Origin of the sequence: Curtobacterium sp. MEB011 (assembly GCF_030209655.1) — a bacterium.
In the GTDB taxonomy this organism is placed as follows: domain Bacteria; phylum Actinomycetota; class Actinomycetes; order Actinomycetales; family Microbacteriaceae; genus Curtobacterium; species Curtobacterium poinsettiae.
Map to the genome: position 1 here is coordinate 63385 of NZ_JARVRN010000007.1, position 22459 is coordinate 85843.

Here is a 22459-nt window from a genome sequence, read left to right on the forward strand (position 1 = left end):
GACGCCGACTGGAGCCCGCATGCCGCACGAACTCGTCCACCTGAGCGCCGGTGGCGTCTCGCTCGTCCTCGACTGCCGTGACGACGCGCTCCCCGCCGTCGTGCACTGGGGAGCGGCGCTCGGCCCGCTCGACACCGCCGCGCTGACGGCCCTCGCCGACGCCGACGTCACCCCGGTGTCCCCGAACGAGATGGACGCCCCCGTCCGCCTGTCGGTGCTGCCCGAACCGCACCGGGGCTGGAGCGGCCGTCCGGGGCTCGCCGGGCACCGGGACGGTGCCGACTGGTCGCCGGCGTTCACGGTGACGGCCCTCGCGGTCACGGACACCACGGTCACCGCCGACGCCGCGGACACCACCGCCGGGCTCACGATCCGGGTGGTGGTCGAGATGCTCGGCTCCGGGCTCGTGCGGGCCCGGGCGAGCGTGACGAACACCGTCGACGGTGCCTACACCGTCGACGACCTGACGCTCGCGATGCCGATCCCGTCGGGGGCCCGCGAGATCCTGGACTTCGCCGGCCGCTGGGGCAAGGAACGGACCCCGCAGCGCCGGGAACTCGTCGTCGGCACCCACCAGCGCGAGGGACGGAAGGGCCGCACCGGCACCGACGCGGCGACCGTGCTGACGGTGGGGGAGCCGGGCTTCGGCTTCGCCCGCGGCCAGGTCTGGGGCGTCCACACCGCGTGGAGCGGGAACCACCGGCACCACGCCGAACGGCTCGCCACCGGCCGCCAGGTCATCGGCGGCGGCGAACTCCTGCTGCCCGGCGAGGTCCGGCTCGACACCGGTGCCACCTACGAGGGGCCGTGGGTGTACTTCGCGCACGGCGACGGACTCGACGACCAGGCCCGACGGTTCCACCGCTGGCTCCGCAGCCGCCCGCAGCACCCGACGACGCCGCGCCCGACGACGATCAACGTGTGGGAGGCCGTGTACTTCGACCACGACCTGGCCCGCCTCGTCGACCTCGCCGAGCGTGCTGCGGCCCTCGGCGTCGAACGCTACGTGCTCGACGACGGCTGGTTCCGCGGGCGCCGGGACGACCACGCCGGCCTCGGTGACTGGTACGTCGACGAGGACGTCTGGCCGGACGGGCTCGGACCCCTGGTCGACCGCGTCCGTGCACTCGGCATGGAGTTCGGCCTGTGGTTCGAACCCGAGATGGTGAACGAGGACAGCGACCTCGCCCGCGCCCACCCGGAGTGGATCCTGCAGGCCGACGGACGACTGCCCGCGCGCTCCCGCGACCAGCAGGTGCTCAACCTGGCGATCCCCGAGGCCTTCGCGTACGTGCTCGAGCGGATGACGGCGATCATCGGCGAGTACGGCATCGAGTACGTCAAGTGGGACCACAACCGCGACCTCGTCGAGGCGGGCTTCCCCGGTGGCGGTGCAGCGGTCCACGAGCAGACCCTCGCGGCGTACCGGTTGATGGCCACGCTCGGCGAGCGGTTCCCCGCGCTCGAGATCGAGTCGTGCTCGTCGGGTGGCGGCCGCGTCGACCTCGGTGTCATCGAGCACACCGCGCGGGTGTGGGTGTCCGACGACATCGACCCGCTCGAGCGTCAGCAGATGCACCGGTGGACGCAGCAGCTCCTGCCGCCGGAGCTGCTCGGCTCGCACATCGCCAGCGGCCGGAACCACACCACCGGTCGGGTCCACGACCTCGCCTTCCGCGCCGGTACCGCCCTGGTCGGGCACCTCGGCATCGAGTGGGACCTGGCCGGCGCGACCGCCGAGGAGTCCCGGGCGCTCACCGAGTGGATCGCGCTGTACCGGGAGCTCCGCCCGCTCCTGCACGGCGGCGACCTGGTGCGCTCGGACGAGGTCGACGACTCGCGGCTCGTGTACGGCACGGTCACGCCGGACCGGCAGCAGGCGGTCTTCTTCCTGGCGAGCATCGGGCGCTCCGAGGTGTCCGGCACCGGCCGGGTCACCTTCCGCGACCTCGACCCGGACACGTCGTACCGCGTCGACCCCGTGGTCATCGGGGCCGGTCATGACCTGGTTCGACCGGACTGGTGGTCCGGCCCGCGCGTCTTCAGCGGACGGGTGCTCGGCACCGTCGGCCTGCAGCCGCCGCTCATGCCGGCCGAGGGCGTGGTGCCGTTCCGGGTGACGGCCGTCTGACGGCGGGTGGTCGGGACACCCGGCCTGGAGGCCCGCCCCGCGTCCGGCGGGCCCGTCGCGGTCCGTCATCGGGTGCGTCCGGCCCGTTAGGCTTCCGGTCATGCCGCACTCCGGACACGCGACCCCGGTCTGGGCCCTCAAGCTCGCCGTCGTCACCGCCCTGGTGGGCGTCTCCGGCGGCATCGCCGGCATCGCGGTCTGGCTCGCGCTCCAGCTCATCCAGTTCGTCGCCTTCGGGTACGGGTTCGGTGGGCACCTCGAGGCGGCCGACGCCCCCTCCGGGCTGAACCGGTTCCTCGCGCTCACCGCCGCCGGGGTCCTGACCGGGTTCGCCTGGTGGGCGCTCCGTCGGTGGGGTCGTTCGATCGTCTCGGTCACCGCGGCCGTCGACGGCAAGCGGATGCCCGCCCTGGCGACGCTCGCGAACGCCGGCGTCCAGATCCTGGCCGTGGGGCTCGGGGCGTCCATCGGCAAGGAAGTCGCGCCGCGCGAGGTCGGGGCCTGGCTCGCCCAGCTCGTCACCCGTCGTGCGGGGCTGACGGCGCGCGAGACGAAGATCCTCGTGGCCTGCGGTGCCGCGGCCGGCCTCGCCGCCGTGTACGACGTGCCCCTCGGCGGTGCCCTGTTCGCGGTCGAGGTCCTGCTCGGCGAGATCAGCTTCGCGACCGCGCTGCCCGCCTTCGCCACGAGTGCCGTCGCCGCCATCACCGCCCGGCTCGTGATCCCGGACGAGGTGCTCTACCACGTGCCCGCGATGCACCTGTCGCCGTCGCTGCTGGTCTGGGCGATCGTCGTGGGGCCGGTGCTCGGGCTCGCCGGGGTCGGGTTCGTGAAGCTGACCAACCGGCTGCAGGGCATCGCGCCGAAGGGCTGGCACCTGCTCGTCGTGCTGCCGCTGGTGTTCGCGATGGTCGGGCTCATCGCGATCCCGTTCCCGGAGATCCTCGGCAACGGGCGGGCGCTCGGCCTCGTCGCGATGAACAGCGCCCTGGACGATTCGTCGTTCGCCGGTCTCTCGCCGGTCGTGTTCCTGCTGCTGCTCGGGGTCCTGCGGACCGTGACCACCTCGGCCACCATCGGCGCTGGTGCGGTCGGTGGCACGCTGACCCCCTCGATCGCGATCGGTTCGGCGATCGGCGGCGGACTGGGTGGCGCGTGGCTGCTGCTCTGGCCGGCGGACGGCCCGAGCCTGGCGGCCTTCGCGTTCGTCGGTGCCGCGGCCTTCCTCGCCACCACCATGCGCGCACCGTTCACCGCGCTCGTGCTCGTCGTCGAGTTCACGCAGCAGGGCACCGACATCCTCGTGCCCTCGTTGCTCGCGGTGTCCGGCGCGGTCGCCGTCGGGTACGTCCTCGCCCGTCGTCGCAGCGCCCAGATGGTGTGAAGACCCCGGACGTTCCGGTACGGACGGCGGCCCAGGGGCCTACTGTCGGCGCCAGGACGGAGCGACGGGCTCCGCACCGAGACGAGGAGCAGCCGATGGCGGGGTTCGACGACATCACGAAGAAGGCCCAGGAGTTCCTGAAGGACGGCAAGGTCCAGGACGCCCTGAAGAGCGAGAAGGCCGAGGACGTCAGCGACAAGGTGCTCGGCGGCGTGGCCGACGCGGTCAAGAAGGCCACGGGCGGCAAGTACGACGACAAGATCGACGGCGCCCGCGACGCAGCGGACGAGAAGATCGGCAACGAGTAACGAACGACGTGCGACGGCCCAGGACCCGGCGTGGTCCTGGGCCGTCACCGTGCCGACTGGACGCGGTCGGGAACAACGGACACCATGGACGGGTTGCTCCGGACAGCAGCACCAGGAGGACGAGACGTGACAGTCGTGGCGCCGAACCAGCCGCTCACCGAGACCGAGGTCGAGGCGATCAAGCAGGACTTCCCGATCCTCGCGCAGGACGTGAACGGGCAGCCGTTGGCGTACCTGGACTCCGGGGCGACGGCGGAACGCCCGCGTCAGGTCCTCGACGCCGAGCGACGTTTCCTCGAGCACGACAACGCCGCCGTCCACCGCGGTGCGCACACGCTCGCGGCGCTCAGCACCGACGCCTACGAGGACGCCCGTGCCACCGTCGCCGGGTTCATCGGCGCGGCTGCCCCGGCCGAGGTCGTCTGGACCGAGAACGCCACCGATGCCCTCAACCTCGTCGCCTACGGCATGGCCAACGCCAGCCGCGGTCGCGGGGGCGTCGACGCCGCACGCTTCCGGCTCGGCGCCGGCGACGAGATCCTGGTGACCGAGGCCGAGCACCACGCCAACCTCGTCCCGTGGCAGGAACTCGCAGCCCTGACCGGTGCGACGCTGCGCTGGATCCCGGTCGCCGACGACGGCACCTGGACCGCCGACGACGCCGCCGCGTTGATCACCGACCGCACGAGGGTCGTCGCGTTCTCGCACGTCTCGAACGTCACCGGGATGATCGCCCCCGTGGAGCAGGTCGTCGGCCTCGCCCACGCCCGCGGTGCCCTCGTGGTGCTCGACGCCTGCCAGTCCGCGCCGCACCGTCCCCTCGACGTGCAGCAGCTCGGTGTCGACTTCGCCGCGTTCTCCGGGCACAAGATGCTCGGCCCGAACGGCATCGGCGTGCTCTGGGGACGGAGCGAGCTGCTCAACGCCCTGCCGCCGTTCCGCACCGGCGGCTCGATGATCACCACCGTGACGATGGAGGGCTCCGAGTTCATGCCGGCGCCCGAGCGGTTCGAGGCCGGCACGCAGCCCGTGTCCCAGGCGGTCGCCCTGGCCGAGGCCGTGCGCTACCTGCAGGGCATCGGCATGGAACGGGTCCGCGCCCACGAGGAGCACCTCGCCCGCCGGATGCTCGTCGGCCTCGCTGCCGTGCCCGGCATCCGCCTGGTCGGCCCGCCCGCCGGTGTCCCGCGCTCCGGCCTGGTGTCCTTCGACGTCGACGGTGTGCACGCCCACGACGTCTCGCAGTACCTCGACGCGCAGGGCATCGCCGTGCGCTCCGGCCACCACTGCGCCCAGCCCCTGCACCGCCGGCTCGGCCTCGTCGCGACGAGCCGTGCCAGCACGTACGTGTACACGACCGAGCACGACGTCGACCGGTTCCTCGCAGCCGTCGCCGAGATCCGCGACTACTTCGGAGCGACCGCGTGAACGCCCTCGACAGCCTGTACCAGCAGGTCATCCTCGACCACGCGAAGGCGCGGCACGGCGACGGTGCGATGCCGGACGCGGACGCCTCGCACTTCGAGCGGAACCCCACGTGCGGCGACGAGATCACGGTCAGCCTGCGGCTCGAACCCGGCACCGACCGCATCGCCGGGCTCGCCTGGCAGGGTGACGGCTGCTCGATCTCGATGGCGTCGGCATCGGTCCTCACCGACATGGCGGTCGGCCGCACCGTGCCCGAGTTCCTCGCACTGACCGAGGAGTTCCGCACCATGATGCGCTCGCGTGGTGTCGGTGAGCCCGACGAGGACGTCCTCGAGGACCTCGTCGCCTTCCACGGCGTCTCGAAGTTCGTCATGCGCGTCAAGTGCGGCATGCTCGCCTGGGTCGCGGCGGAAGCAGCCGCGCGCGAGGCGACCGCGGCCCGCTGAGCCGGGTGCGGCCACGCAGGGAGCGCGATGATCTTCGAGACGGAGCGACCCGGCGCAGGCCGGGCCGACGCGGTCGTGCGGGCCTACCTGACCGAGGTCGCGTCGCGGTGGTACGGGCGGGCGGCGACGTCGGCCGAGGTCGACCGCGCGATGCTCGACGAGCCCTTCGACGACCTGCAGGGGGACTCCGGGGTGTTCGTCGTCGCGAGTGAAGGGGAAGCCGCTGTCGCCTGCGCCGGCGTGCGCTTCGTCGGTGCCGTCGGCGAGCTGACGAAGGTGTTCACACTGCCGGAACACCGCGGCCGAGGCGTCGGTTCGGCGCTCCTGCGCCACGTCGAGGACGTCTGCCGGGCACGCGGGACCACGTCGCTGCGGCTGGACACGCGGGCCGAGCTCGCCGAGGCCTGTGCGCTCTACGAACGGCTCGGTTTCGTCCGGGTGTCGCCGTTCAACGATGATCCGTACTCGGACCGCTGGTACGCCAAGCGGATCAGCTGATGACGCCGATCTCACGCAGCGCGTCACCGACGCTGATGCGCTCGTTCCGATCCTGCGCCTGCGCCCAGCGGGCCTCCGCGCGCGCGATGGCCTGGTCGTCGAGACCGAGGAGCTCGTAGAGCCCGTCGAGCTCACGCGGTGCGAGGTGCATGAACCGCAGCGGGAACTTCCGTTCGGGGCTCGCGTAGCTCTGCTGGGCGAGCTGGTCGAGGACACCCGGATCGGTCTCTCGCTGTTCCATGAGCAGGACGACGGTTCGTGACCTCGTCGCTGTGAGGAAGGCCGACCGCACGTTCTCGTCCGGATCGGTCGCCAGTGCGATCTCGACGGCGAGGGGGAGGTCCTCTTCGCACGCGAGTTCCCACCGCTGCGAGGTGTCGCCGTGGATCGCCGTGAGCATGTCCGGATGGACGCCGAGGCCGCGCTCGCCGCGATCCGGTCGCAGCGAGGTCGGGCGGGGGCCGTCCCCGACGCGGGCTGTGGGGAAGCCGACGCCCGTGTACACGGTATGGGCGATCGGCAGGAACTGGAGCGCCTCGTGCAGTGCGGTCGCAGCGTCCTGCACCGCGGAGGCGGTCACGTCTCCGTCGGCGACCTGGAGCGCCGTGGCGTAGGCGGACAGTGCCGCGTGCTGCTGGTCGATGGCCCGGGCGAACATCTTCTTGCCCCTGGCGGCGTCGCCGAGGAGCCGCGGGTCCAGGTGCAGCGTGGCGGCGCTCGGGTCCTGCAGGTGTCCCCGTGGCGTGCCACCGCCCGACATCGTGAAGCTGAAGGTCTCGTCGTCGGGCACGTCGGCATCGGTCATGCTGCCGACGCTATCGGCTCAGGGGAGCGTGACGACGAGCTTCCGGGCGGAGACACCGGCGCGGAGCCCGGCCAGGGCGTCGGGGATCGCGGCGAGTCCCGATCCGACGACGGAGGCGGTCGGGGTGGCACGGTAACGACCTGTGCGGAGCGCTTCGGGCAGGAAGTCGCGGTAGATCGCCGGGCCGACCTCGGACTCCGTCGGGCGGCCACCCCAGATCGCGGTGATGTGCACCCCGTGTCGGCGCTCGAGCCGTGCACGGATCGTCGTCACCGGCGTCGGGTACGCCGACGCGAGCCGACCGGAGCCGGTGGCCGTCCGGACGATCGGGAGCGTGCGGGTCAACGAACCCTGACCGAAGGCGAGGGTGCCGGCGAGCTCCCGGTCGGCGAGTGCGTCGAGGATGCGGCGTGCGGCACCGTCGTCGCGGTAGTCGAACACGGCCTCGGCCCCGAGGCCCTGCACGAACCCGTGGTTCTTCGGCGATGCGGTGCCGATCACGGCGTACCCGGCGGCGCGGGCGAGCTGGACGGCGTTGGCGCCGACGCTCGTGGACGCACCCCACACCAGGACGACCCCGTCGCGCTCGACCGTGTCTGCCGTCGGGAGCGACAGCGCGAGCTGGTCCGGCTCGAAGAGACCTGCCGCGGCGGTCGAGACGGCGAGTGGCAGGACCGCTGCCTGCTCGGCGGGCAGGGCATCCGGAACCGGGGTCGTCACACGGTCGAGCAGCAGGACCAGGTGCTGGAAGGCCCCCTCGGCAGCACTGTTCCGGTGCTGCTCCTGCCCCGCGGCGTGCCCGACGACCCGGTCGCCCACGCGGAAGCGCTCGACGTCCGGGCCGATCGCGACGACCGTGCCGGCGACGTCCGAGCCGAGGACCGCGGGGAACCGCAGCTTCGGGAACACCAGGTGCCGGAAGAGCCCGCCGACGGCGTCGACCGGGTTGACGGCGACCGCCTCGGCGCGGACGACGAGTTCGCCGGGGCCGGGCTGGGGGACCGGTGCGGGTCCGACGGCGAACCGTCCGGTCGACGTGGTCCACAGTGCTGCGTTGCCGGATGACGACATGGTGTCCCGATCTCTTGCTCGAAGTGAGTCATGACACGACGTGTCATCGCCCAGTCAACCATGACACGCCGTGTCATCGCCACTACTGTGAACACATGCGTTGGTCTCCGGATGCCCGAGGGCGACTCGAACGAGCGGCGTTCGAGTTGTTCGCCGAGCAGGGCTACGAGGCGACGACCGTGCCGCAGATCACCGCACGGGCCGGACTCACGACCCGCACCTTCTTCCGGCACTTCGCCGACAAGCGCGAGGTGATCTTCGCCGGCGACGAGATCCCCGACCTCGCCCGGGCCGCCATCCAGGGCGCGCCGGCCGGGGTCGACCCGCTCGACATCGTCGTGCGCGGCCTCCGCACCGTCGCCGACCAGCGGTTCGAGGGTCGGCACGGCGAGGTCGGTTCGGTGCGGCGGCTGGTGCTGTCCGAGCCGTCGCTCCGGGAGCGCGACGCACGGAAGCGTGCCGACCTGACGGACGCCGTGCGCGAGGCCTTCGTCGGCCGCGGGCTCGACCCGTCCGAGGCGGCGGTCATCGCCGAGACGACCGTGATGCTGTTCCACCTGGCGCTCGAGGCCTGGCTCACCGGACCGGCCGAGCGCCGGATGGCCGACATCGTCGACGAGCAGCTCAGTGCACTCCGTGGGGTGCTCGATCGGCGGCCCGCAGCGTCATGAACACGTCGACACCGTCGTCGGTGTCGAGCACGAAGCCGTGTCGTTCGTACAGTCGGCGGGCAGGGCTGCCCACCAGCACGTTGAGCCGAGTCGAGCCGTCGTGGGGCTCGTCGAGGACGGCGCGCAGTACGGTCGACCCGACCCCACGGCCCTGGACGTCGGGCGCGAGGTAGAAGTGCTCGACCCAGCGGACGCCGTCCTCGTTGCGCACGGTGATCGAGCCCACGTCGCGGCCGTCGACCACGACGATGCGGGTCAGCTGTGGCTGGAACGCGTCGCGGAGGCGCTGTCGCACACGCGTCTCGTCGAACACCTCGAGTCGTGTCAGGTCGTCGCGCAGCACCACGGCCCGGAGCTCGACGAGCCACTCGAGGTCTTCAGTGGTGCTGTCCCGCAGTGCGACGTCCATCCGCTCAGCCTACGAACCCCGGCGCCCGGTCATCGACCTCGTACGCTTGCCCGATGGACCGCGACGGCGTCATCGACCTTGTCGCGTCCCGCCGCGCCTCGGCGCGTGCACCGATCGTCGTCGGTGTCTCCGGGTACTGCGGATCCGGCAAGTCCACGCTGACGCGCACGCTCGTCGAGGGGCTCCCCGGCGCGGTCCGCATCCGCGGCGACGACTTCCTCGACCCCGTTCGGTCCCATCAGCGGTCCTCCGACTGGGACGGCGTCGATCGTCCCCGTCTGGTCTCGTCGGTCCTCGAACCGCACCGGGCCGGTCGGGTGAGCGCGTTCCAGCGGTTCGACTGGTCGGCTCGAGCCCTCGGCCCGGCTGAGCCACTGCCGCGGACGGACGTCTTGATCGTCGACCTGATCGGACTCTTCCATCCCGAGGCGCTCCCGTACCTCGACGTCACGGTCTGGTGTGATGTGGATCTCGAAACTGCGGCTCGTCGGGGCATGGCTCGTGACCGCGCGCTCGGGCGTCGACACGATGCGCTCTGGCGGGACGTGTGGATCCCCAACGAGCGTGACTTCGAGGAGCGGTACGCACCGAAGGACACCGCGTCCGTGCGCTACGTGGCCTGACCGCGGAGTGAAGCGACCATGCTCCGCAGGATCTGACGGGCCTCGGTCTGCTGGTCCGCGGTCAGGTCGGCGAGCATCCGCTGCTCGACCCCGCGGATCGCCGCACTCGCCTGCGCCAGGCTCCGTCGTCCGCTGTCGGTCAGCTGCGTGGGGAGCGCCTTGCCGACCGACGGCTCGGTGGCACGGGTGACGAAGCCGTCCCGCTCCAGGGTCTGCAGCAGCACGTTCATCGACTGCCGGGTGACGAACGTGCCGCGCGCGAGCTCGGAGTTCGACAGGCCGGGTCGCTGCGCCAGCAGTTCGAGGCAGGAGTAGTGCGTCACCGTCATGCCGAGTGGGCGCAGCACGGCTTCCATCGAGGCACGGAGGGCACTCGCGGTCTCCTTGAGCAGGTAGCCGATCGACGTCTCGAGGTGGATGCCGGTGTCGCCTTGACGCATGTCAGTAGTCTGACATAGCTTGTTCCATGTCAGAAGACTGACACGAACCTGAGGAGCACCACATGCCCGTCACCGGCCCCGACTTCATCTCCCTGCAGACCCGCGACCTCGATGCCTCGCAGGCGTTCTACGAGCGGTACCTCGGTCTCGTCCGTTCCCAGGCCGGCCCGCCGCACGCCGTCGTGTTCGAGACGACGCCGATCGCCTTCGCCCTGCGTGACATCGTCCCCGGCACGGACCTCGACGCGGTGGCACAGCCCGGCATCGGCGCCGCGATCTGGCTGCACGCGACCGACGTCCAGGCGATCCACGACGCGCTGGTCGCCGACGGGCACCGGATCGTCTCGGCGCCGATCGACGGCCCGTTCGGCCGGACGTTCACGTTCGCCGACCCCGACGGCTACCACGTGACGCTCCACGACCGCGCCTGAGCCCCGGAGCCGGCCATGCGTCGGGCGCGGGCGGTGCGCCGGACGCGGGGCGGGCCTCCAGTCCGTCGCCGGAGCCGACCGTCACGCTTCGTCACGATCCGTGACGGTCCGAGGTGTCCGACGTAGCGTCTCGACCCGTGACCACCAGCAGCGAGCACCGGCAGATCCGCTTCAACGCGTTCGACATGAACTGCGTCGCGCACCAGTCCTCCGGACTGTGGCGGCACCCCCGCGACCGGTCGCGGGACTACCGCGACCTGACCTACTGGACCGACCTGGCGAAGACGCTCGAGGGCGGGGCGTTCGACGGCATCTTCATCGCCGACGTCCTGGGCACCTACGACGTGTACGGCGGCTCGAACGAGGCCGCGCTCCGCACCGGGTCGCAGGTGCCCGTGAACGACCCGATCCTGCTCGTGTCGGCGATGGCGTCGGTGACCGAGCACCTGGGCTTCGGCATCACGGCCGGCACCGCGTACGAGCACCCGTACCCGTTCGCCCGACGCATGTCGACGCTCGACCACCTGACGAAGGGCCGGGTCGGCTGGAACGTCGTCACCGGGTACCTGCCGAGCGCCGCACGCAACATGGGCCAGACGGACCAGCTGTCGCACGACGACCGGTACGACGTGGCGGACGAGTACCTCGATGTCCTCTACAAGCTGTGGGAGGGCTCGTGGGAGGACGACGCCGTCGTCGCCGACCGCGAAGCCGGGGTCTTCACGGACCCGGCGAAGGTGCACCCGATCGAGCACCACGGTGCGCACTTCGACGTGCCCGGCATCCACCTGTCCGAGCCGTCCGTGCAGCGCACGCCCGTCATCTACCAGGCGGGCGCGTCACCGCGCGGCATCCGCTTCGCCGCGGAGAACGCGGAGGCGGTCTTCGTGGGGGCGCCGACGGTCGAGCAGCTCGCGTCGACCGTCGCGAAGGTCCGGGACGCCCTGGAGGCAGCTGGTCGCGACCGGTACGCCGCCCGCGTCTATACGCTGCTCACCGTGATCACGGACGCCACCGACGAGCTGGCCCAGGCGAAGTACGAGGACTACCTGTCGTACGCGTCGGAGCTCGGTGCGCTGGTGCTCAACTCCGGCTGGATGGGCGTCGACCTGTCGCAGTGGGACCCGGACCAGCCCCTGGGCGACGTCGAGTCGAACGCGATCCAGTCGGCGGCGGCGAACATCGCGGCAGCGACCGGCGAGGACGGGTCGAAGTGGACGATCCGCGACCTGGCGCGGCAGACGGCGATCGGCGGGCTCGGCCCGGTGGCGGTCGGTGGGGGAGCGACCATCGCCGACCGGCTGCAGGAGATCCAGGAGCTGACCGACGTCGACGGCTTCAACCTGGCGTACGCGGTCACGCCGGGCACGTGGGAGGACGTCATCGAGTTCGTGATCCCGGAACTCCGTGCCCGCGGGGCCTACCCGGAGGCGTACGAGCCGGGTTCGCTCCGGCAGAAGCTGCACGGCCGCGGGGACCGGCTGCCCGACGAGCACCGTGGGGCGTCGTTCAGGATCGGGAGCCGGGCGGTCGTAGGCTGATCGGGTGATCGAGTCGTCCGTGGTCGTGCGTCCTGCGACCCCTGAGGAGACCGACACCTGCATCGACCTGTGGGCCGCGGCCGTGGCGGCCCGTGACGGCGCCCCCGAGGACCCGGCAGTCCGGGAGCGAGCCCGGCAGAAGTTCGCCGCTGACCACGTCGCCTGGCTGGTGGTGCCCGGACCCGACGGCGCGGTGGACGGCTTCGTGCTGGTCACGGCGCCCGGCACCGGACGGTCGACGGACCCGGCGGACGCCGCCTACCTGTCGTTGCTCGCGGTGCGTCCCGGCGTGCAGGCCCGCGGGGTCGGACGGTCGCTGCTGTCCGAGGCCGTGCACGATGCCCGGGCCGCCGGCCACCCGCGCGTGGTGCTGCACGTGCTCGGCGACAACGACCGTGCGGTGCGGCTGTACGAGGCGGGTGGCTTCGTGGCGACGGGTGACGAGTTCGCGCACGCGCTGAGCGGGGTCACCACCCGCGTGTACGTCGCGGGCTGACGCTGGCTACGCGTCCCGACCGTGCACCGGCGTCCACGTCGGGTAGGTCGCCGAACGCCCGTCGCCCGACGACGTGCGGGTGATCCGGCGCTGCAGCCACGGCAGGACGTACTCGCGGTAGTAGCGGAGCTCTTCTCCCAGGCGGGCCCGGGTGGCGCCGGCGTCCGCGGGCTCGAGCGGCGCGGGGCCGTCGAGGACCGCGTGCAGCGCCAGGTCCGCGACGCGCTGGTGCCCGGTGGCGTTCATGTGCAGCCGGTCGTCCGACCAGAACTCGGCGCGGCCGAGGTGCGGGTCGCGGGAGACGTCGACGAACGGCAGTCCGCGGCGCCGGGCGAGGGTGCCGAGCGCCTCGGCCCAGGCGTCACCGCGGCGGTTGATCAGGGAACCGAGGGGCAGGCGGGCGCTCGGGTCGGCCGGGCTGAGGAGCGCCAGGCGTGCGCCGGTGGCCTCGACGCGGTCGGCGGCGGCCTCGACCTGCCCGATCAGCGCGTCCACCTCGAAGCGCGGGCGCAGCAGGTCGTTGCCGCCGGCGCAGAAGGTGATCAGGGTCGGCGCCGGGTCGAGCGCGAGGGCGGCCTCGAGCTGACCGCCGAGGACCCCGGCGAGCAGTCGGCCGCGCACCGCGAGGTTGGCGTACGAGACGTGGGCGTCCGAGGCGCCCGCCATCGCGCTCGCGAGTCGTCCGGTCCAGCCGGGGAACGGAGCGGCCCCGGCGTCGCCGATGCCCTCCGAGAAGCTGTCGCCGATCGCGACGTAGCGGATGGTGTCGTGCATGCGCCCATCATCGTGCACATGCCTGTGCAGGTTCCCGGCACGACAGTCGTACCGGGAACCCGCATCAGCGAACCCTCACAGCACCGACTTCGGGACCCGGTGCAGGGTGACTGCGCCGACGGCGGCGAAGGGGTGCAACGGGTCCGGCGCGGTGGAGCCGGTCGGCCCGCCGAGCTTCGAGTCACCGACCGCGCTGAGCACCGCGTAGGCGTCCTCGGCGGTCCAGCCGTGCTCGTCGACGAGGAACGCGAAGGCGTCCTCGTACCCGCGCCGGACGCTCTCCTGCACGGGGTCGCCGAGACCGACGAACAGCCAGTCGTCAGCGGTCTCGATGCGGGGTGCGCGGAGCACGGGGCCGCCCTTGACCAGGTCGACGGAGACGATCGCGGTGCCCTGGGCCTCGATGGCGACGAACGACGACTCGCCCTCGGCCATGAGCGCGTGGATGTCGCCGATCGACAGCAGTGCGCCGGGGACCCGGACGGGCAGGGACACGGTCGAGCCGGGGCGGGCCTCGGTGACGTCCATGTTGCCGCCCTCCGGGTAGGCCGGCATGATCGTCGAGTTCTCACCCTCGGCCGGGGCCGTCCCGATGCACCCGATCATCGGCCGCACGGGGAACCGGTGCCGGTCGGACACCTGCACCGTGCCGTCCGAGATCGGGCATCGGCGGGCGAAGACCCGGTCGCCCATCACGTGCTGCAGGGCCCCGGAGCCGGGCAGGGACAGCGACCACCCGTGCGTGGTCAGCTCGATGGCGTGGATGGTCACCACGAGGGTGTCGCCGGGTTCTGCCCCCTCGACGAACACCGGGCCGGTCACCGGGTTGATCGGTGCCTGCAGCTGCGCCATGTCGTGGTGCTGGTCGAGTTCGGCGTAGACGGCGTCGGTGGTCTCGAAGCCGATGGTCTCGCCGGTGCCGGGGCGGACCCGCAGCACGGGCTCCCGGTCTGCGGAGAACCCGGGGCGGCCGAGGGTGTTCGGCAGGAAGTGGTCCGGGGTCATCGTGCGTCCTCCGTCGTCGGTTCTGCTTCCGAGCCGACCTCGGTGGAACGGCCGGTGCGTCGGTAGTACAGGAACACGGCCGCGCCGACGATCAGCCAGACGATGCCGCCGACCTTCGCCTCGACCGCGGCGTTCAGCAGGACGTACCCGATGATCAGGAACCCGATCAGCGGCACGACCAGGTGCAGCAGCCAGTTGCGCGACTTCCCCTTGACGACGTGGTGCACGAAGACGGACACGTGCAGGAGCATGAAGCCGAACAGCGCGCCGAAGTTCACGAGCGACGAGATCGTGTCGATCTGCCCGACGAAGAACAGCACCAGGATCGCGGACAGCACCGAGACGACGATGATCGCGTTCTGCGGCACCTGGCGACCGTTGAGCTTGTGCAGGAACGCGGGCAGCTGACGGTCGCGGCTCATCGAGAAGAGGAGGCGGCTCGTCGCGGCCTGCGCGGCCATGGCGTTCGCGATGCCGACGGCGAGCACGTTGACGGCGAAGAACGCGGTGGCCCACCCGCTCGACGACGCCTGCTCGACGATGGTGAAGAAGGCATTTCCGGCCTCACCCTTCGGGAACGCGTCACGACCCCCGGCGAGGGCGCTGGCGAGCCAGGTCTGCAGGATGAACAGGAACGCCACGATGACGAGCGCCAGGATCATCGCCGTGCCGGCTCCGCCACGACGGCCGGTGGACTCCTCGGACAGGGTGGAGATGCCGTCGAAGCCCAGGAAGCTCAACACCGCGATCGACAGCGCCGACGCGATGAGCGGGGCCGACACCTTGGCCGGGTCCCAGATCTGCGCGGTGCTGAAGGACGCGTCCGGAATCGTGCCGCCGGTCAGCGCGACGATCGCGATGACGACGAAGATCGCGACGAAGACGAGCTCGATGAGCAGGAAGATGCGGTTCGCGAGCTTGAGCGAGGACACCCCGGCCAGGTTGATGACGGTGTTGATCGCGACGAACACGAGCGCCCACAGCCAGCGGGGCGTGCCCGGGAAGATGCCGACCATGCTCTCGGCGGCGAACACGTAGAGCAGCGTCGGGACGAGCAGGTAGTCGAGCAGGATCGCCCAGCCGGCGAAGAACCCGGCGGTGGGGTGGATGCCGCGGCCGACGTACGAGAACACGCTGCCGGCGAGGGGGATCGACTTCGCCATCTGCGCGTAGGCCAGAGCGGTGAAGATCATCGCGACGAGGCCGACCAGGTACACCAGCGGCACCATGCCGCTGGAGGCGTTGTAGACGGTCCCGAAGATCGCCCACGGGGCGATCGGGACCATGAAGACCAGCCCGTAGATGAGCAGGTCGGTGGTGCTGACGGAGCGCTTGAGCTCCTGCTTGTAGCCGTAGGCCTCGAGCTGCTGCTGTGCGGAGAGCTCGCTGTGCTGCTGCGACATGTCGGGTTCCGTTTCGGGTGGAGGGACGGGTGCGGCTGGGGGGGGGGGGGGGGACTTCCGGTCTGGGGGCGCGGGGCGGGCCCGCCCCGCGCCTCCAGGGATGGTCGTGGCCGGGTCAGGCGTCGTCGTGCGCGGCCAGGAAGGCCCCGACGACCCGGCGGAACTCCGCCGGCTGCTCCAGGTGCGAGCAGTGGCTCGCGCCGGGGAAGACGTGCTGTCGGACGTCGGCGATCCGCTCGACGAACGGGGCCCACGTGGCGGGGGTGGCCTCGTCGTGCTCGCCGGCGACGACGAGCGTCGGCACGGCGACGCGGTCGAGCCGGTCGACGATGGTCCAGTCGCGCATCGTGCCGACGACGTGGAACTCGTTCGGGCCGTTCATCGTGTGGTAGACCGTCGGCTCGCGCTCCATCTGCTCCTCGGAGTCGACGAAGTCCGGATGGCTCGGGACCACGCGGCAGACGTGCCGCTCGTAGAAGACCTGCGTCGCCGCAAGGTACTCGGGGTCGTCGACGGTGCCGGCCGTCTCGTGCCGGGTCAGGGCGTCCTGCACGTCGGCGGGCAGCTGCGCGCGGAGCTCGGCGGCGCCGTCGACCCAGAGCTGCATCGACGCGGGGGAGTTGCAGATCGCCAGCGAGCGGAGGCCCGCGGGCTGCTGCACTGCGATCTCTGCGCCGAGCATGCCGCCCCACGACTGCCCGAGCACGTGGTGGTCGCCGAGCCCGAGGTGCTCGACCAGGGCGGCGTACTCGTCGACGAACAGCTGCGGCTGCCAGGTGTCCGCCGGGGCGTCCGGGCGGTGGGTGCTCCGGCCGCAGCCGAACTGGTCGTGGTGGACGACGGTCCGGCCGGTCTCGTCGGCCAGGGCCGCGAGGTTCCGGAGGTAGTCGTGGGCCATGCCGGGCCCGCCGTGCAGGACGACGAGGGGCAGCGCGCCGGCGACCGGGGTGTCGGGCGTGGTGACCCGGTACCAGGTCTCGCCGTCGCGGAACGGCATCGTGGATTCGGTGATGCTGGACATGGGGGTCAGCATGGAGCGGAAAAAGGTCCCACGCAATACCTTTTCTGCTGCCTTAACGTGGTCGTAACACCGTGAAGGGGGTCCGTGTGTCCGATCGTGCGACCGAGACGCGCGTCGACGAGGTCGAGGACCGCCTCGTGACCGCCGTCGCCGTGGGCGAGTACCTGCCCGGCGCGAACCTGCCGCCGGAACGCGAACTGGCCGGCCTGCTCGGCGTCGCCCGGGTCACCGTTCGCAGTGCGATCGCCCGGCTCGTCGAACGGGGGCTGCTCGAGACCCGTCGAGGCCGGGGCGGTGGCACGTTCGTCCGCACCGAGTGGCCGGACAGCTCGTCGGACGCCGTCGGGCGGGTGCTGCTCGCCCGGTGGGAGGCGATCCAGGACACCGCCGACGCCATCGCGCTGCTGCACGGGGCGCTCGCCACGGCCGCCGCGGAACGGGTGACCCCGGAGGACGCCGCCCTGATCCGGGCACGGCTCGAGGTGTTCCGCGACGCCACCTCGGGCCTCGAGAAGCAGCAGGCCGACGCCGTGCTGCACCGGACGATCATCGACGCCGCGCGGAACGACGCCCTGCGGACGGCGCTCGCCGGGTTGGAGGCGCAGATCTCCATCGCCGCTCCGGCGCACCTGTGGGGCACGGCCGAGGGCATGGCGGAGATGGAGACCCGTGCGCTCCACGAGCACGAACGGCTGGTGGACGCGGTGTGTTCTGGCCGCGCACCCGAGGCGGGCGTGATCGCCCGGCAGCACGTCGGGATCGACGTCGAACTGCTCGAACGGGCCGTGCGGCGGACGGGGCAGGTGCCCCGGCACTGAGGGGCGGCCTGCTGGTCGGTGTGTTGCTTCTTGGTTGGTCGGTCGGTGCGGCGGTTGCTCGTCAGTGCACGGCTGGTGCCGGCACCGGGTAGACGTCGTCCGGCATCGGCCACGGCGCCCACTTCGGCCGCGGCGCGTACACCAGGTACGGCTGCGGCGTCGGGTAGCTGACGAGCTCGAGCGTCGACCCCCACGGCGTGCGGGTGTACACGAACCGGTTGCCGGGCCCCGCCTCGTCACCACGCAGGTCGCGCGGGTCGGAGTTCCGGGTGCCGCCGGCCGCCTCGACCCGGGCGAGCGTCTCGTCCAGGTCGTCGGCGTAGATCGCCAGGTGCTGCCACCCCAGGTCGGACGGGTGTGCGGCGTACCGCTGCTCGGGTCCCAGGTACTCGAACAGCTCGAGCCCCGGGCCTTCGGGCAGCGCGAGCATCCGCATGGCCCCCTGCGCCATGGTGCTCGGGATCCCGAGGTACCCGTGGGCCTCGGAACTGCTGTTCGGCATCTCGTCACGACGGCGCATGTCGTACAGGACGACGGCGTCGAACGCCGCCTCGAAGAACTCCGTGGCTGCGTCGATGTCCGGCACCGTGACGCCCACGTGATCGATCCTGATTCCCCTGCTCATGGTCGATTCGTACCACCGGTAGTCGCCGCCGCTCGGGCTCGTGCGGGGTCCGTGCGGGGTGCGTGCCCATCGATGCGGCAAGCCGCAGTGCGGGTCTCCTGCGACCTTCCGGAACGGTCGTTCCAGGACGGGGGCCGGGACACACGACCGTTACACGAGGGAAACGGCGGGGGCGAAGTCGCTCCGTAGCTTCGTGCTCAAGCACGCACCGCCCCGCTTCCCACTCCCTCGGAGGACGCCATGGCTACCGACATCGCGACACCAGTCGCCGCGCCCCACGCCCCCACCACGACCGCCGCTCCCGCCCCGGCGGGTGCCGGCGTCGTCAAGCCCGGGTACGACCCGGCGCTCACGAACGAGGACCTCGCCCCGCTCCGCGAGCAACGCTGGACGAGCTACAACTTCTTCGCCTTCTGGATGTCGGACGTGCACTCGGTCGGCGGCTACGTCACCGCCGGGTCGCTCTTCGCCCTCGGCATCGCGAGCTGGCAGGTGCTCATCGCCCTGGTGGTCGGCATCCTGATCGTGCAGGTCTTCGCGAACCTGGTCGCCAAGCCGTCGCAACGCACGGGAGTGCCGTACCCCGTGATCAACCGCGCGGTGTTCGGAGTGCTCGGCGCGAACGTCCCCGCCATCATCCGCGGTCTCATCGCGATGGCCTGGTACGGCGTGCAGACCTTCCTGGCGGCACAGTCGCTGAACATCATCTTCCTCAAGTTCATCCCGGCGTCGGCGGGGCTGCTCGACCACTCGTTCCTCGGGCTGTCGGCCCTGGGGTGGATCTCGTACGCGATCCTCTGGGTGGCGCAGGGGGCGCTGTTCTGGATGGGCATGGAGGCCATCAAGCGGTTCATCGACTGGGCCGGACCGGCGGTCTACGTGGTGATGATCGTGCTCGCGGTCTACCTGGTCAGCCAGGCGGGCATCGGCAACATCTCGTTCACCCTGTCGGCGGGCGAGCCGCTGTCGTTCGGGGCGTCGATCCCGGTGATGCTGTCCGCGGTCGCCCTGGTGGTCAGCTACTTCTCCGGCCCGATGCTGAACTTCGGTGACTTCTCGCGCTACGGCCGGTCGTTCCGGGCGGTCAAGCGCGGCAACTTCTGGGGACTGCCGATCAACTTCCTGTTCTTCTCGGTCCTGACGGTGCTCTGCGCGAGTGCGACGATGCCGGTGTTCGGCAAGCTCATCACCGACCCGATCGAGACCGTGCAGGCCATCGGAGCACCCTTCGCGATCCTGCTCGGTGGCCTGACGTTCGTCACCGCGACCGTCGGCATCAACATCGTCGCGAACTTCATCAGCCCCGCGTTCGACTTCTCGAACGTGGCGCCCCGGAAGATCTCGTGGCGTGCCGGCGGCATGATCGCCGCCGTCGGCTCGGTGCTCCTCACCCCGTGGAACTGGTACGGCAACGACCAGGCGATCCTGTACACGCTCGGTGTGCTCGGTGCGCTGATCGGCCCGCTGTTCGGCATCCTCATCGCGGGCTACTACATCGTCGGCAAGCAGCGCATCGCGATCGACGACATGTACTCCACCAGCCGCACTGCCCGGTACTGGTACCGCGGCGGCTTCAACCCGAACGCCATCTGGACCCTCGTGGTCACCGGCGCGGTCTCGGTCGCGAGCGCGGTCCTGCCCCCGGCGCTGGGCGTGCTGCCGTGGCTGTCGAGCTACAGCTGGTTCATCGGCTGCGGCCTGGGCCTCGTCGTCTTCTGGGCACTCGAGCGCGCCCGGCCGAGCATGCCCGTGCTCGACGCGGACGACCCGACGGTCGACGACGGCGCGGCCGTCGGTCGCGCCTGACCGTCGGCGTCGCGGCCCGTCCTCCACAGGGCGGGTCGCGACGCTCGCTCGTCCACGGATCCACACCACGGCCGGGAGGTCCGCCCCGGCCCCGCCACGATGGTCACCACCCAGCACCACCGGTTCCACCGCTCCACTCGTTCCACCCGCTCCACCGGAAGGACCCCGATGCGCATCCGCGTCGTCAACCCCAACACCACCGCGTCGATGACGCGTTCGATCGGCGTCGCAGCCCAGGCCGTCGCCGCGCCCGGCACCCTGATCGAAGCGGTCGAGCCCACGATGGGGCCGGCCTCGATCGAGAGCCACTACGAAGAGGCCCTGGCCGTCCCCGGGTTGCTCGAGCAGATCGCCCGCGGTGAGCAGGACGGGGTGGACGCCTTCGTCGTCGCCTGCTTCGGGGACCCGGGGGTCGACGCCGCGCGGGAACTCGCGACGGTGCCGGTGATCGGGATCGCCGAGGCCGGGTTCCACGCCGCCGCGATGCTCGGCCGCCGATTCGGCGTCGTCACCACCCTGGCGCGGACGACCGGCCGCGCCCACGAGCTCGCCCAGCGCTACGGGTTCGCACCGCTCGTCACCGAGATCCGTGCGTGCGAGGTCCCGGTGCTCGAGCTCGACGACCCCGCGTCCGGTGCGCGGGCGCTCGTGACCCAGGAGTGCCGAGCCGCCATCGACGGGGGAGCCGATGCCGTCGTGCTCGGGTGTGCGGGCATGGCCGACTTCTGCGCCGAGATCTCGCTCGCGATCGGGGCGCCGGTCGTCGACGGTGTCGCGGCTGCCACGGTCCTGGCCGAGTCGCTCGTCCGCCTCGGGGTGTCCACGGGCAAGCGTGGTGAGTACGCCCTGCCGCCGACGAAGGCGATGTCGGGGCTGCTGGCCGGCTTCGAACGCCACCCGGTGGCGGTCGCGACGGCCGGGGCGGGCGCGTGACGGGCCTCCCGGCGGCGGCCGCCACCGCCGACCTCGTCGTCCGCGCGCACCGAGCCTGGGTCGACGGCACGTTCCGTCCGGCCGCGGTCGTCGTCCACGACGGACGGGTCACCGACGTCCTGCCGGTCGATGCGGTCGTCGACACCGTGCAGGACCACACCGTGCCGGACGGGCAGGTACTGCTCCCCGGGCTCGTCGACACCCACGTGCACGTCAACGAGCCCGGCCGCACCGAGTGGGAGGGCTTCGCATCCGCGACCCGGGCCGCTGCGATGGGCGGTGTCACCACGATCGTGGACATGCCGCTCAACTCGATCCCCGCGACGACCACGGTCGAGGCGCTCGCCGTCAAGCGGGCGAGCGCCGAGGGCCGGGTGGCGGTCGACGTCGGGTTCTGGGGCGGTGCGGTCCCCGCGAGCCTCGGGACGCTCGACGCCCTGCACGACGCCGGCGTCTTCGGCTTCAAGTGCTTCACGGCGCCGAGCGGTGTGGACGAGTTCCCGCACCTCGACCCCGAGCAGCTCCGCGCCGCGATCGCCGAGGTCGCGCGGATCGACGCCCTGCTGATCGTGCACGCCGAGGACCCGGAACACCTCGTGCCGCACCAGGCGCTCGGTGGCCGGTACGCGGACTTCCTGGCCACCCGGCCCGTCGCCGCCGAACGGTCCGCGATCGCGCAGGTCATCGACGGCGCACGGGCCACCGGGGCACGGGTGCACGTGCTGCACCTGTCCGACGCGGGCGCGCTGCCGATGCTCCGCGCGGCGAAGGACGACGGCGTGCGCATCACGGTCGAGACGTGTCCGCACTACCTGTCGTTCGAGGCGGGCACGATCCCGGACGGCGCGACCGCCTACAAGTGCTGTCCGCCGATCCGTGACGACGCCAACCGCGACGCGCTGTGGGCGGGCGTGCTCGACGGCACGATCGACCTCGTGGTGTCGGACCACTCGCCCTCCACCGCGGACCTGAAGACCGACGACTGGGGCCTGGCCTGGGGTGGGGTCGCCGGGCTGCAGGTCGGGTTCCGGGCGGTGTGGACCGAGGCCGAGCGTCGCGGAGTCCCGCTCCAGGCACTGCTGCCGCTGTTCACGACCGGTCCCGCCGCCCTGGTCGGGCTGCACGACCGCGGCGTGATCGCGCCCGGTGCGCTGGCCCACTTCGCCGTGTTCGACCCGGCTGCCCGGTCCGTGGTCGACGTCGCCGGGCTCGAGCACCGCAACCCGGTCTCGGCGTTCGACGGGCTCCGTGTGCGCGGCAGCGTCACCGAGACCTGGCTCCGTGGCCACCGCATCGCCACGGCCGACGGCGGCGTGGTGCGGGTCGAGGGTCAGCTGGCCAGTCGTCCCGTGCTCGCGTCGGAAACACCCCTGTAACGATCGTTCCGGTATC

Annotated in this window: 24 protein-coding genes; 15 read left to right on the forward strand and 9 right to left on the reverse strand. The window is 71.7% G+C overall.

The genetic code is table 11. The annotated features are described in order from the left end of the window. The first annotated feature begins 19 nt into the window (after positions 1-19). From QRN30_RS09650 to QRN30_RS09675, 6 genes are all read left to right on the forward strand, one after another. Positions 20-2131 carry an alpha-galactosidase gene (locus QRN30_RS09650; protein WP_071251995.1) on the forward strand — a complete coding sequence of 704 codons (2112 nt, stop codon included), beginning with the start codon at positions 20-22 and terminating at the stop codon, positions 2129-2131. Between the two features lie 100 nt (positions 2132-2231). Beyond that, entirely contained in the window at positions 2232-3515 is a 1284-nt protein-coding gene (locus QRN30_RS09655) for a chloride channel protein (protein ID WP_017888469.1), read from the forward strand. A 95-nt stretch (positions 3516-3610) separates the two neighbouring features. Further along, positions 3611-3823: an antitoxin gene (locus QRN30_RS09660; protein WP_017888470.1), complete on the forward strand. Its 213-nt coding sequence runs from the start codon at positions 3611-3613 to the stop codon at positions 3821-3823. A gap of 135 nt (positions 3824-3958) precedes the next feature. Beyond that, positions 3959-5251 carry an aminotransferase class V-fold PLP-dependent enzyme gene (locus tag QRN30_RS09665; protein WP_017888471.1) on the forward strand — a complete coding sequence of 431 codons (1293 nt, stop codon included), beginning with the start codon at positions 3959-3961 and terminating at the stop codon, positions 5249-5251. After that, positions 5248-5697, forward strand: a complete 450-nt coding sequence (gene sufU, locus QRN30_RS09670) for a Fe-S cluster assembly sulfur transfer protein SufU (RefSeq protein WP_111022150.1) — start codon at positions 5248-5250, stop codon at positions 5695-5697. The genes QRN30_RS09665 and sufU overlap by 4 nt, the downstream gene beginning before the upstream one ends. A 27-nt stretch (positions 5698-5724) precedes the next feature. Continuing rightward, the gene (locus QRN30_RS09675) at positions 5725-6195 is read left to right on the forward strand and encodes a GNAT family N-acetyltransferase (protein ID WP_284760996.1); all 471 of its coding nucleotides are present in this window, start codon (positions 5725-5727) and stop codon (positions 6193-6195) included. On the opposite strand, the gene QRN30_RS09680 is transcribed toward QRN30_RS09675, so the two are convergent. Together QRN30_RS09680 and QRN30_RS09685 are read right to left on the reverse strand one after the other, a co-directional pair. Next, positions 6188-7000, reverse strand: a complete 813-nt coding sequence (locus QRN30_RS09680) for a hypothetical protein (protein ID WP_284760997.1) — start codon at positions 6998-7000, stop codon at positions 6188-6190. The genes QRN30_RS09675 and QRN30_RS09680 overlap by 8 nt on opposite strands. Before the next feature lie 18 nt (positions 7001-7018). Then, a complete protein-coding gene (locus QRN30_RS09685; RefSeq protein ID WP_284760998.1) occupies positions 7019-8071 on the reverse strand; it encodes a zinc-binding alcohol dehydrogenase family protein in 1053 nt (350 codons plus the stop codon). 95 nt (positions 8072-8166) lie between these two features. Between QRN30_RS09685 and QRN30_RS09690 the strand changes: the two genes are divergently transcribed. Further along, a complete protein-coding gene (locus tag QRN30_RS09690; protein WP_284761000.1) occupies positions 8167-8742 on the forward strand; it encodes a TetR/AcrR family transcriptional regulator in 576 nt (191 codons plus the stop codon). On the opposite strand, the gene QRN30_RS09695 is transcribed toward QRN30_RS09690, so the two are convergent. Next, positions 8696-9151: a GNAT family N-acetyltransferase gene (locus QRN30_RS09695; RefSeq protein ID WP_284761001.1), complete on the reverse strand. Its 456-nt coding sequence runs from the start codon at positions 9149-9151 to the stop codon at positions 8696-8698. The two genes, QRN30_RS09690 and QRN30_RS09695, sit on opposite strands and share 47 nt — an antisense overlap. Positions 9152-9204: 53 nt before the next feature. Between QRN30_RS09695 and QRN30_RS09700 the strand changes: the two genes are divergently transcribed. Beyond that, the gene (locus QRN30_RS09700) at positions 9205-9774 is read left to right on the forward strand and encodes a uridine kinase family protein (protein WP_042538166.1); all 570 of its coding nucleotides are present in this window, start codon (positions 9205-9207) and stop codon (positions 9772-9774) included. On the opposite strand, the gene QRN30_RS09705 is transcribed toward QRN30_RS09700, so the two are convergent. After that, a complete protein-coding gene (locus QRN30_RS09705; protein WP_284761002.1) occupies positions 9762-10214 on the reverse strand; it encodes a MarR family winged helix-turn-helix transcriptional regulator in 453 nt (150 codons plus the stop codon). The two genes, QRN30_RS09700 and QRN30_RS09705, sit on opposite strands and share 13 nt — an antisense overlap. Positions 10215-10276: 62 nt before the next feature. Between QRN30_RS09705 and QRN30_RS09710 the strand changes: the two genes are divergently transcribed. The 3 genes from QRN30_RS09710 to QRN30_RS09720 all read left to right on the forward strand — a co-directional run bounded on the left by QRN30_RS09710 (position 10277) and on the right by QRN30_RS09720 (position 12682). Next, entirely contained in the window at positions 10277-10645 is a 369-nt protein-coding gene (locus tag QRN30_RS09710; RefSeq protein WP_017888480.1) for a VOC family protein, read from the forward strand. A gap of 137 nt (positions 10646-10782) precedes the next feature. Then, positions 10783-12186 carry an LLM class flavin-dependent oxidoreductase gene (locus QRN30_RS09715; protein ID WP_284761003.1) on the forward strand — a complete coding sequence of 468 codons (1404 nt, stop codon included), beginning with the start codon at positions 10783-10785 and terminating at the stop codon, positions 12184-12186. Positions 12187-12190: 4 nt separating this feature from the next. Further along, the gene (locus QRN30_RS09720; RefSeq protein ID WP_284761004.1) at positions 12191-12682 is read left to right on the forward strand and encodes a GNAT family N-acetyltransferase; all 492 of its coding nucleotides are present in this window, start codon (positions 12191-12193) and stop codon (positions 12680-12682) included. A gap of 6 nt (positions 12683-12688) precedes the next feature. Here QRN30_RS09720 and QRN30_RS09725 read toward each other — a convergent pair whose 3' ends face one another. From QRN30_RS09725 to QRN30_RS09740, 4 genes are all read right to left on the reverse strand, one after another. Beyond that, entirely contained in the window at positions 12689-13456 is a 768-nt protein-coding gene (locus QRN30_RS09725; RefSeq protein WP_235517588.1) for an SGNH/GDSL hydrolase family protein, read from the reverse strand. Between the two features lie 75 nt (positions 13457-13531). Beyond that, positions 13532-14461: an acetamidase/formamidase family protein gene (locus QRN30_RS09730; protein WP_284761006.1), complete on the reverse strand. Its 930-nt coding sequence runs from the start codon at positions 14459-14461 to the stop codon at positions 13532-13534. Next, entirely contained in the window at positions 14458-15864 is a 1407-nt protein-coding gene (locus QRN30_RS09735) for an APC family permease (RefSeq protein ID WP_017888485.1), read from the reverse strand. Before QRN30_RS09735 ends, QRN30_RS09730 begins: the two co-directional genes overlap by 4 nt. A 115-nt stretch (positions 15865-15979) precedes the next feature. Then, a complete protein-coding gene (locus tag QRN30_RS09740) occupies positions 15980-16885 on the reverse strand; it encodes a proline iminopeptidase-family hydrolase (protein WP_284761008.1) in 906 nt (301 codons plus the stop codon). A gap of 86 nt (positions 16886-16971) precedes the next feature. Here QRN30_RS09740 and QRN30_RS09745 point away from each other — a divergent pair, with 86 nt between their 5' ends. After that, positions 16972-17703 carry a FadR/GntR family transcriptional regulator gene (locus tag QRN30_RS09745; RefSeq protein ID WP_017888487.1) on the forward strand — a complete coding sequence of 244 codons (732 nt, stop codon included), beginning with the start codon at positions 16972-16974 and terminating at the stop codon, positions 17701-17703. A gap of 61 nt (positions 17704-17764) precedes the next feature. On the opposite strand, the gene QRN30_RS09750 is transcribed toward QRN30_RS09745, so the two are convergent. Next, positions 17765-18328: a VOC family protein gene (locus QRN30_RS09750; RefSeq protein WP_284761010.1), complete on the reverse strand. Its 564-nt coding sequence runs from the start codon at positions 18326-18328 to the stop codon at positions 17765-17767. A 240-nt stretch (positions 18329-18568) separates the two neighbouring features. Here QRN30_RS09750 and QRN30_RS09755 point away from each other — a divergent pair, with 240 nt between their 5' ends. From QRN30_RS09755 to allB, 3 genes are all read left to right on the forward strand, one after another. Next, complete coding sequence (locus QRN30_RS09755) at positions 18569-20134, forward strand: NCS1 family nucleobase:cation symporter-1 (protein WP_042538149.1); 1566 nt, start codon at positions 18569-18571, stop codon at positions 20132-20134. Positions 20135-20302: 168 nt separating this feature from the next. Next, on the forward strand, positions 20303-21067 hold the full coding sequence (locus QRN30_RS09760) for an aspartate/glutamate racemase family protein (RefSeq protein WP_284761011.1): 765 nt from the start codon (positions 20303-20305) through the stop codon (positions 21065-21067). Continuing rightward, on the forward strand, positions 21064-22443 hold the full coding sequence (gene allB / locus QRN30_RS09765; protein ID WP_284761012.1) for an allantoinase AllB: 1380 nt from the start codon (positions 21064-21066) through the stop codon (positions 22441-22443). Before QRN30_RS09760 ends, allB begins: the two co-directional genes overlap by 4 nt. The last annotated feature ends 16 nt before the right edge of the window (positions 22444-22459 follow it).

Bases quoted from the DNA above. Each gene is read 5' to 3' on its own strand.
- QRN30_RS09650 (WP_071251995.1), top strand. From the start codon at position 20: ATGCCGCACGAACTCGTCCACCTGAGCGCCGGTGGCGTCTCGCTCGTC.
- QRN30_RS09655 (WP_017888469.1), top strand. From the start codon at position 2,232: ATGCCGCACTCCGGACACGCGACCCCGGTCTGGGCCCTCAAGCTCGCC.
- QRN30_RS09660 (WP_017888470.1), top strand. From the start codon at position 3,611: ATGGCGGGGTTCGACGACATCACGAAGAAGGCCCAGGAGTTCCTGAAG.
- QRN30_RS09675 (WP_284760996.1), top strand. From the start codon at position 5,725: ATGATCTTCGAGACGGAGCGACCCGGCGCAGGCCGGGCCGACGCGGTC.
- QRN30_RS09680 (WP_284760997.1), bottom strand. From the start codon at position 7,000: ATGACCGATGCCGACGTGCCCGACGACGAGACCTTCAGCTTCACGATG.
- QRN30_RS09685 (WP_284760998.1), bottom strand. From the start codon at position 8,071: ATGTCGTCATCCGGCAACGCAGCACTGTGGACCACGTCGACCGGACGG.
- QRN30_RS09690 (WP_284761000.1), top strand. From the start codon at position 8,167: ATGCGTTGGTCTCCGGATGCCCGAGGGCGACTCGAACGAGCGGCGTTC.
- QRN30_RS09695 (WP_284761001.1), bottom strand. From the start codon at position 9,151: ATGGACGTCGCACTGCGGGACAGCACCACTGAAGACCTCGAGTGGCTC.
- QRN30_RS09700 (WP_042538166.1), top strand. From the start codon at position 9,205: ATGGACCGCGACGGCGTCATCGACCTTGTCGCGTCCCGCCGCGCCTCG.
- QRN30_RS09705 (WP_284761002.1), bottom strand. From the start codon at position 10,214: ATGCGTCAAGGCGACACCGGCATCCACCTCGAGACGTCGATCGGCTAC.
- QRN30_RS09710 (WP_017888480.1), top strand. From the start codon at position 10,277: ATGCCCGTCACCGGCCCCGACTTCATCTCCCTGCAGACCCGCGACCTC.
- QRN30_RS09725 (WP_235517588.1), bottom strand. From the start codon at position 13,456: ATGCACGACACCATCCGCTACGTCGCGATCGGCGACAGCTTCTCGGAG.
- QRN30_RS09730 (WP_284761006.1), bottom strand. From the start codon at position 14,461: ATGACCCCGGACCACTTCCTGCCGAACACCCTCGGCCGCCCCGGGTTC.
- QRN30_RS09735 (WP_017888485.1), bottom strand. From the start codon at position 15,864: ATGTCGCAGCAGCACAGCGAGCTCTCCGCACAGCAGCAGCTCGAGGCC.
- QRN30_RS09740 (WP_284761008.1), bottom strand. From the start codon at position 16,885: ATGTCCAGCATCACCGAATCCACGATGCCGTTCCGCGACGGCGAGACC.
- QRN30_RS09750 (WP_284761010.1), bottom strand. From the start codon at position 18,328: ATGAGCAGGGGAATCAGGATCGATCACGTGGGCGTCACGGTGCCGGAC.
- QRN30_RS09755 (WP_042538149.1), top strand. From the start codon at position 18,569: ATGGCTACCGACATCGCGACACCAGTCGCCGCGCCCCACGCCCCCACC.
- QRN30_RS09760 (WP_284761011.1), top strand. From the start codon at position 20,303: ATGCGCATCCGCGTCGTCAACCCCAACACCACCGCGTCGATGACGCGT.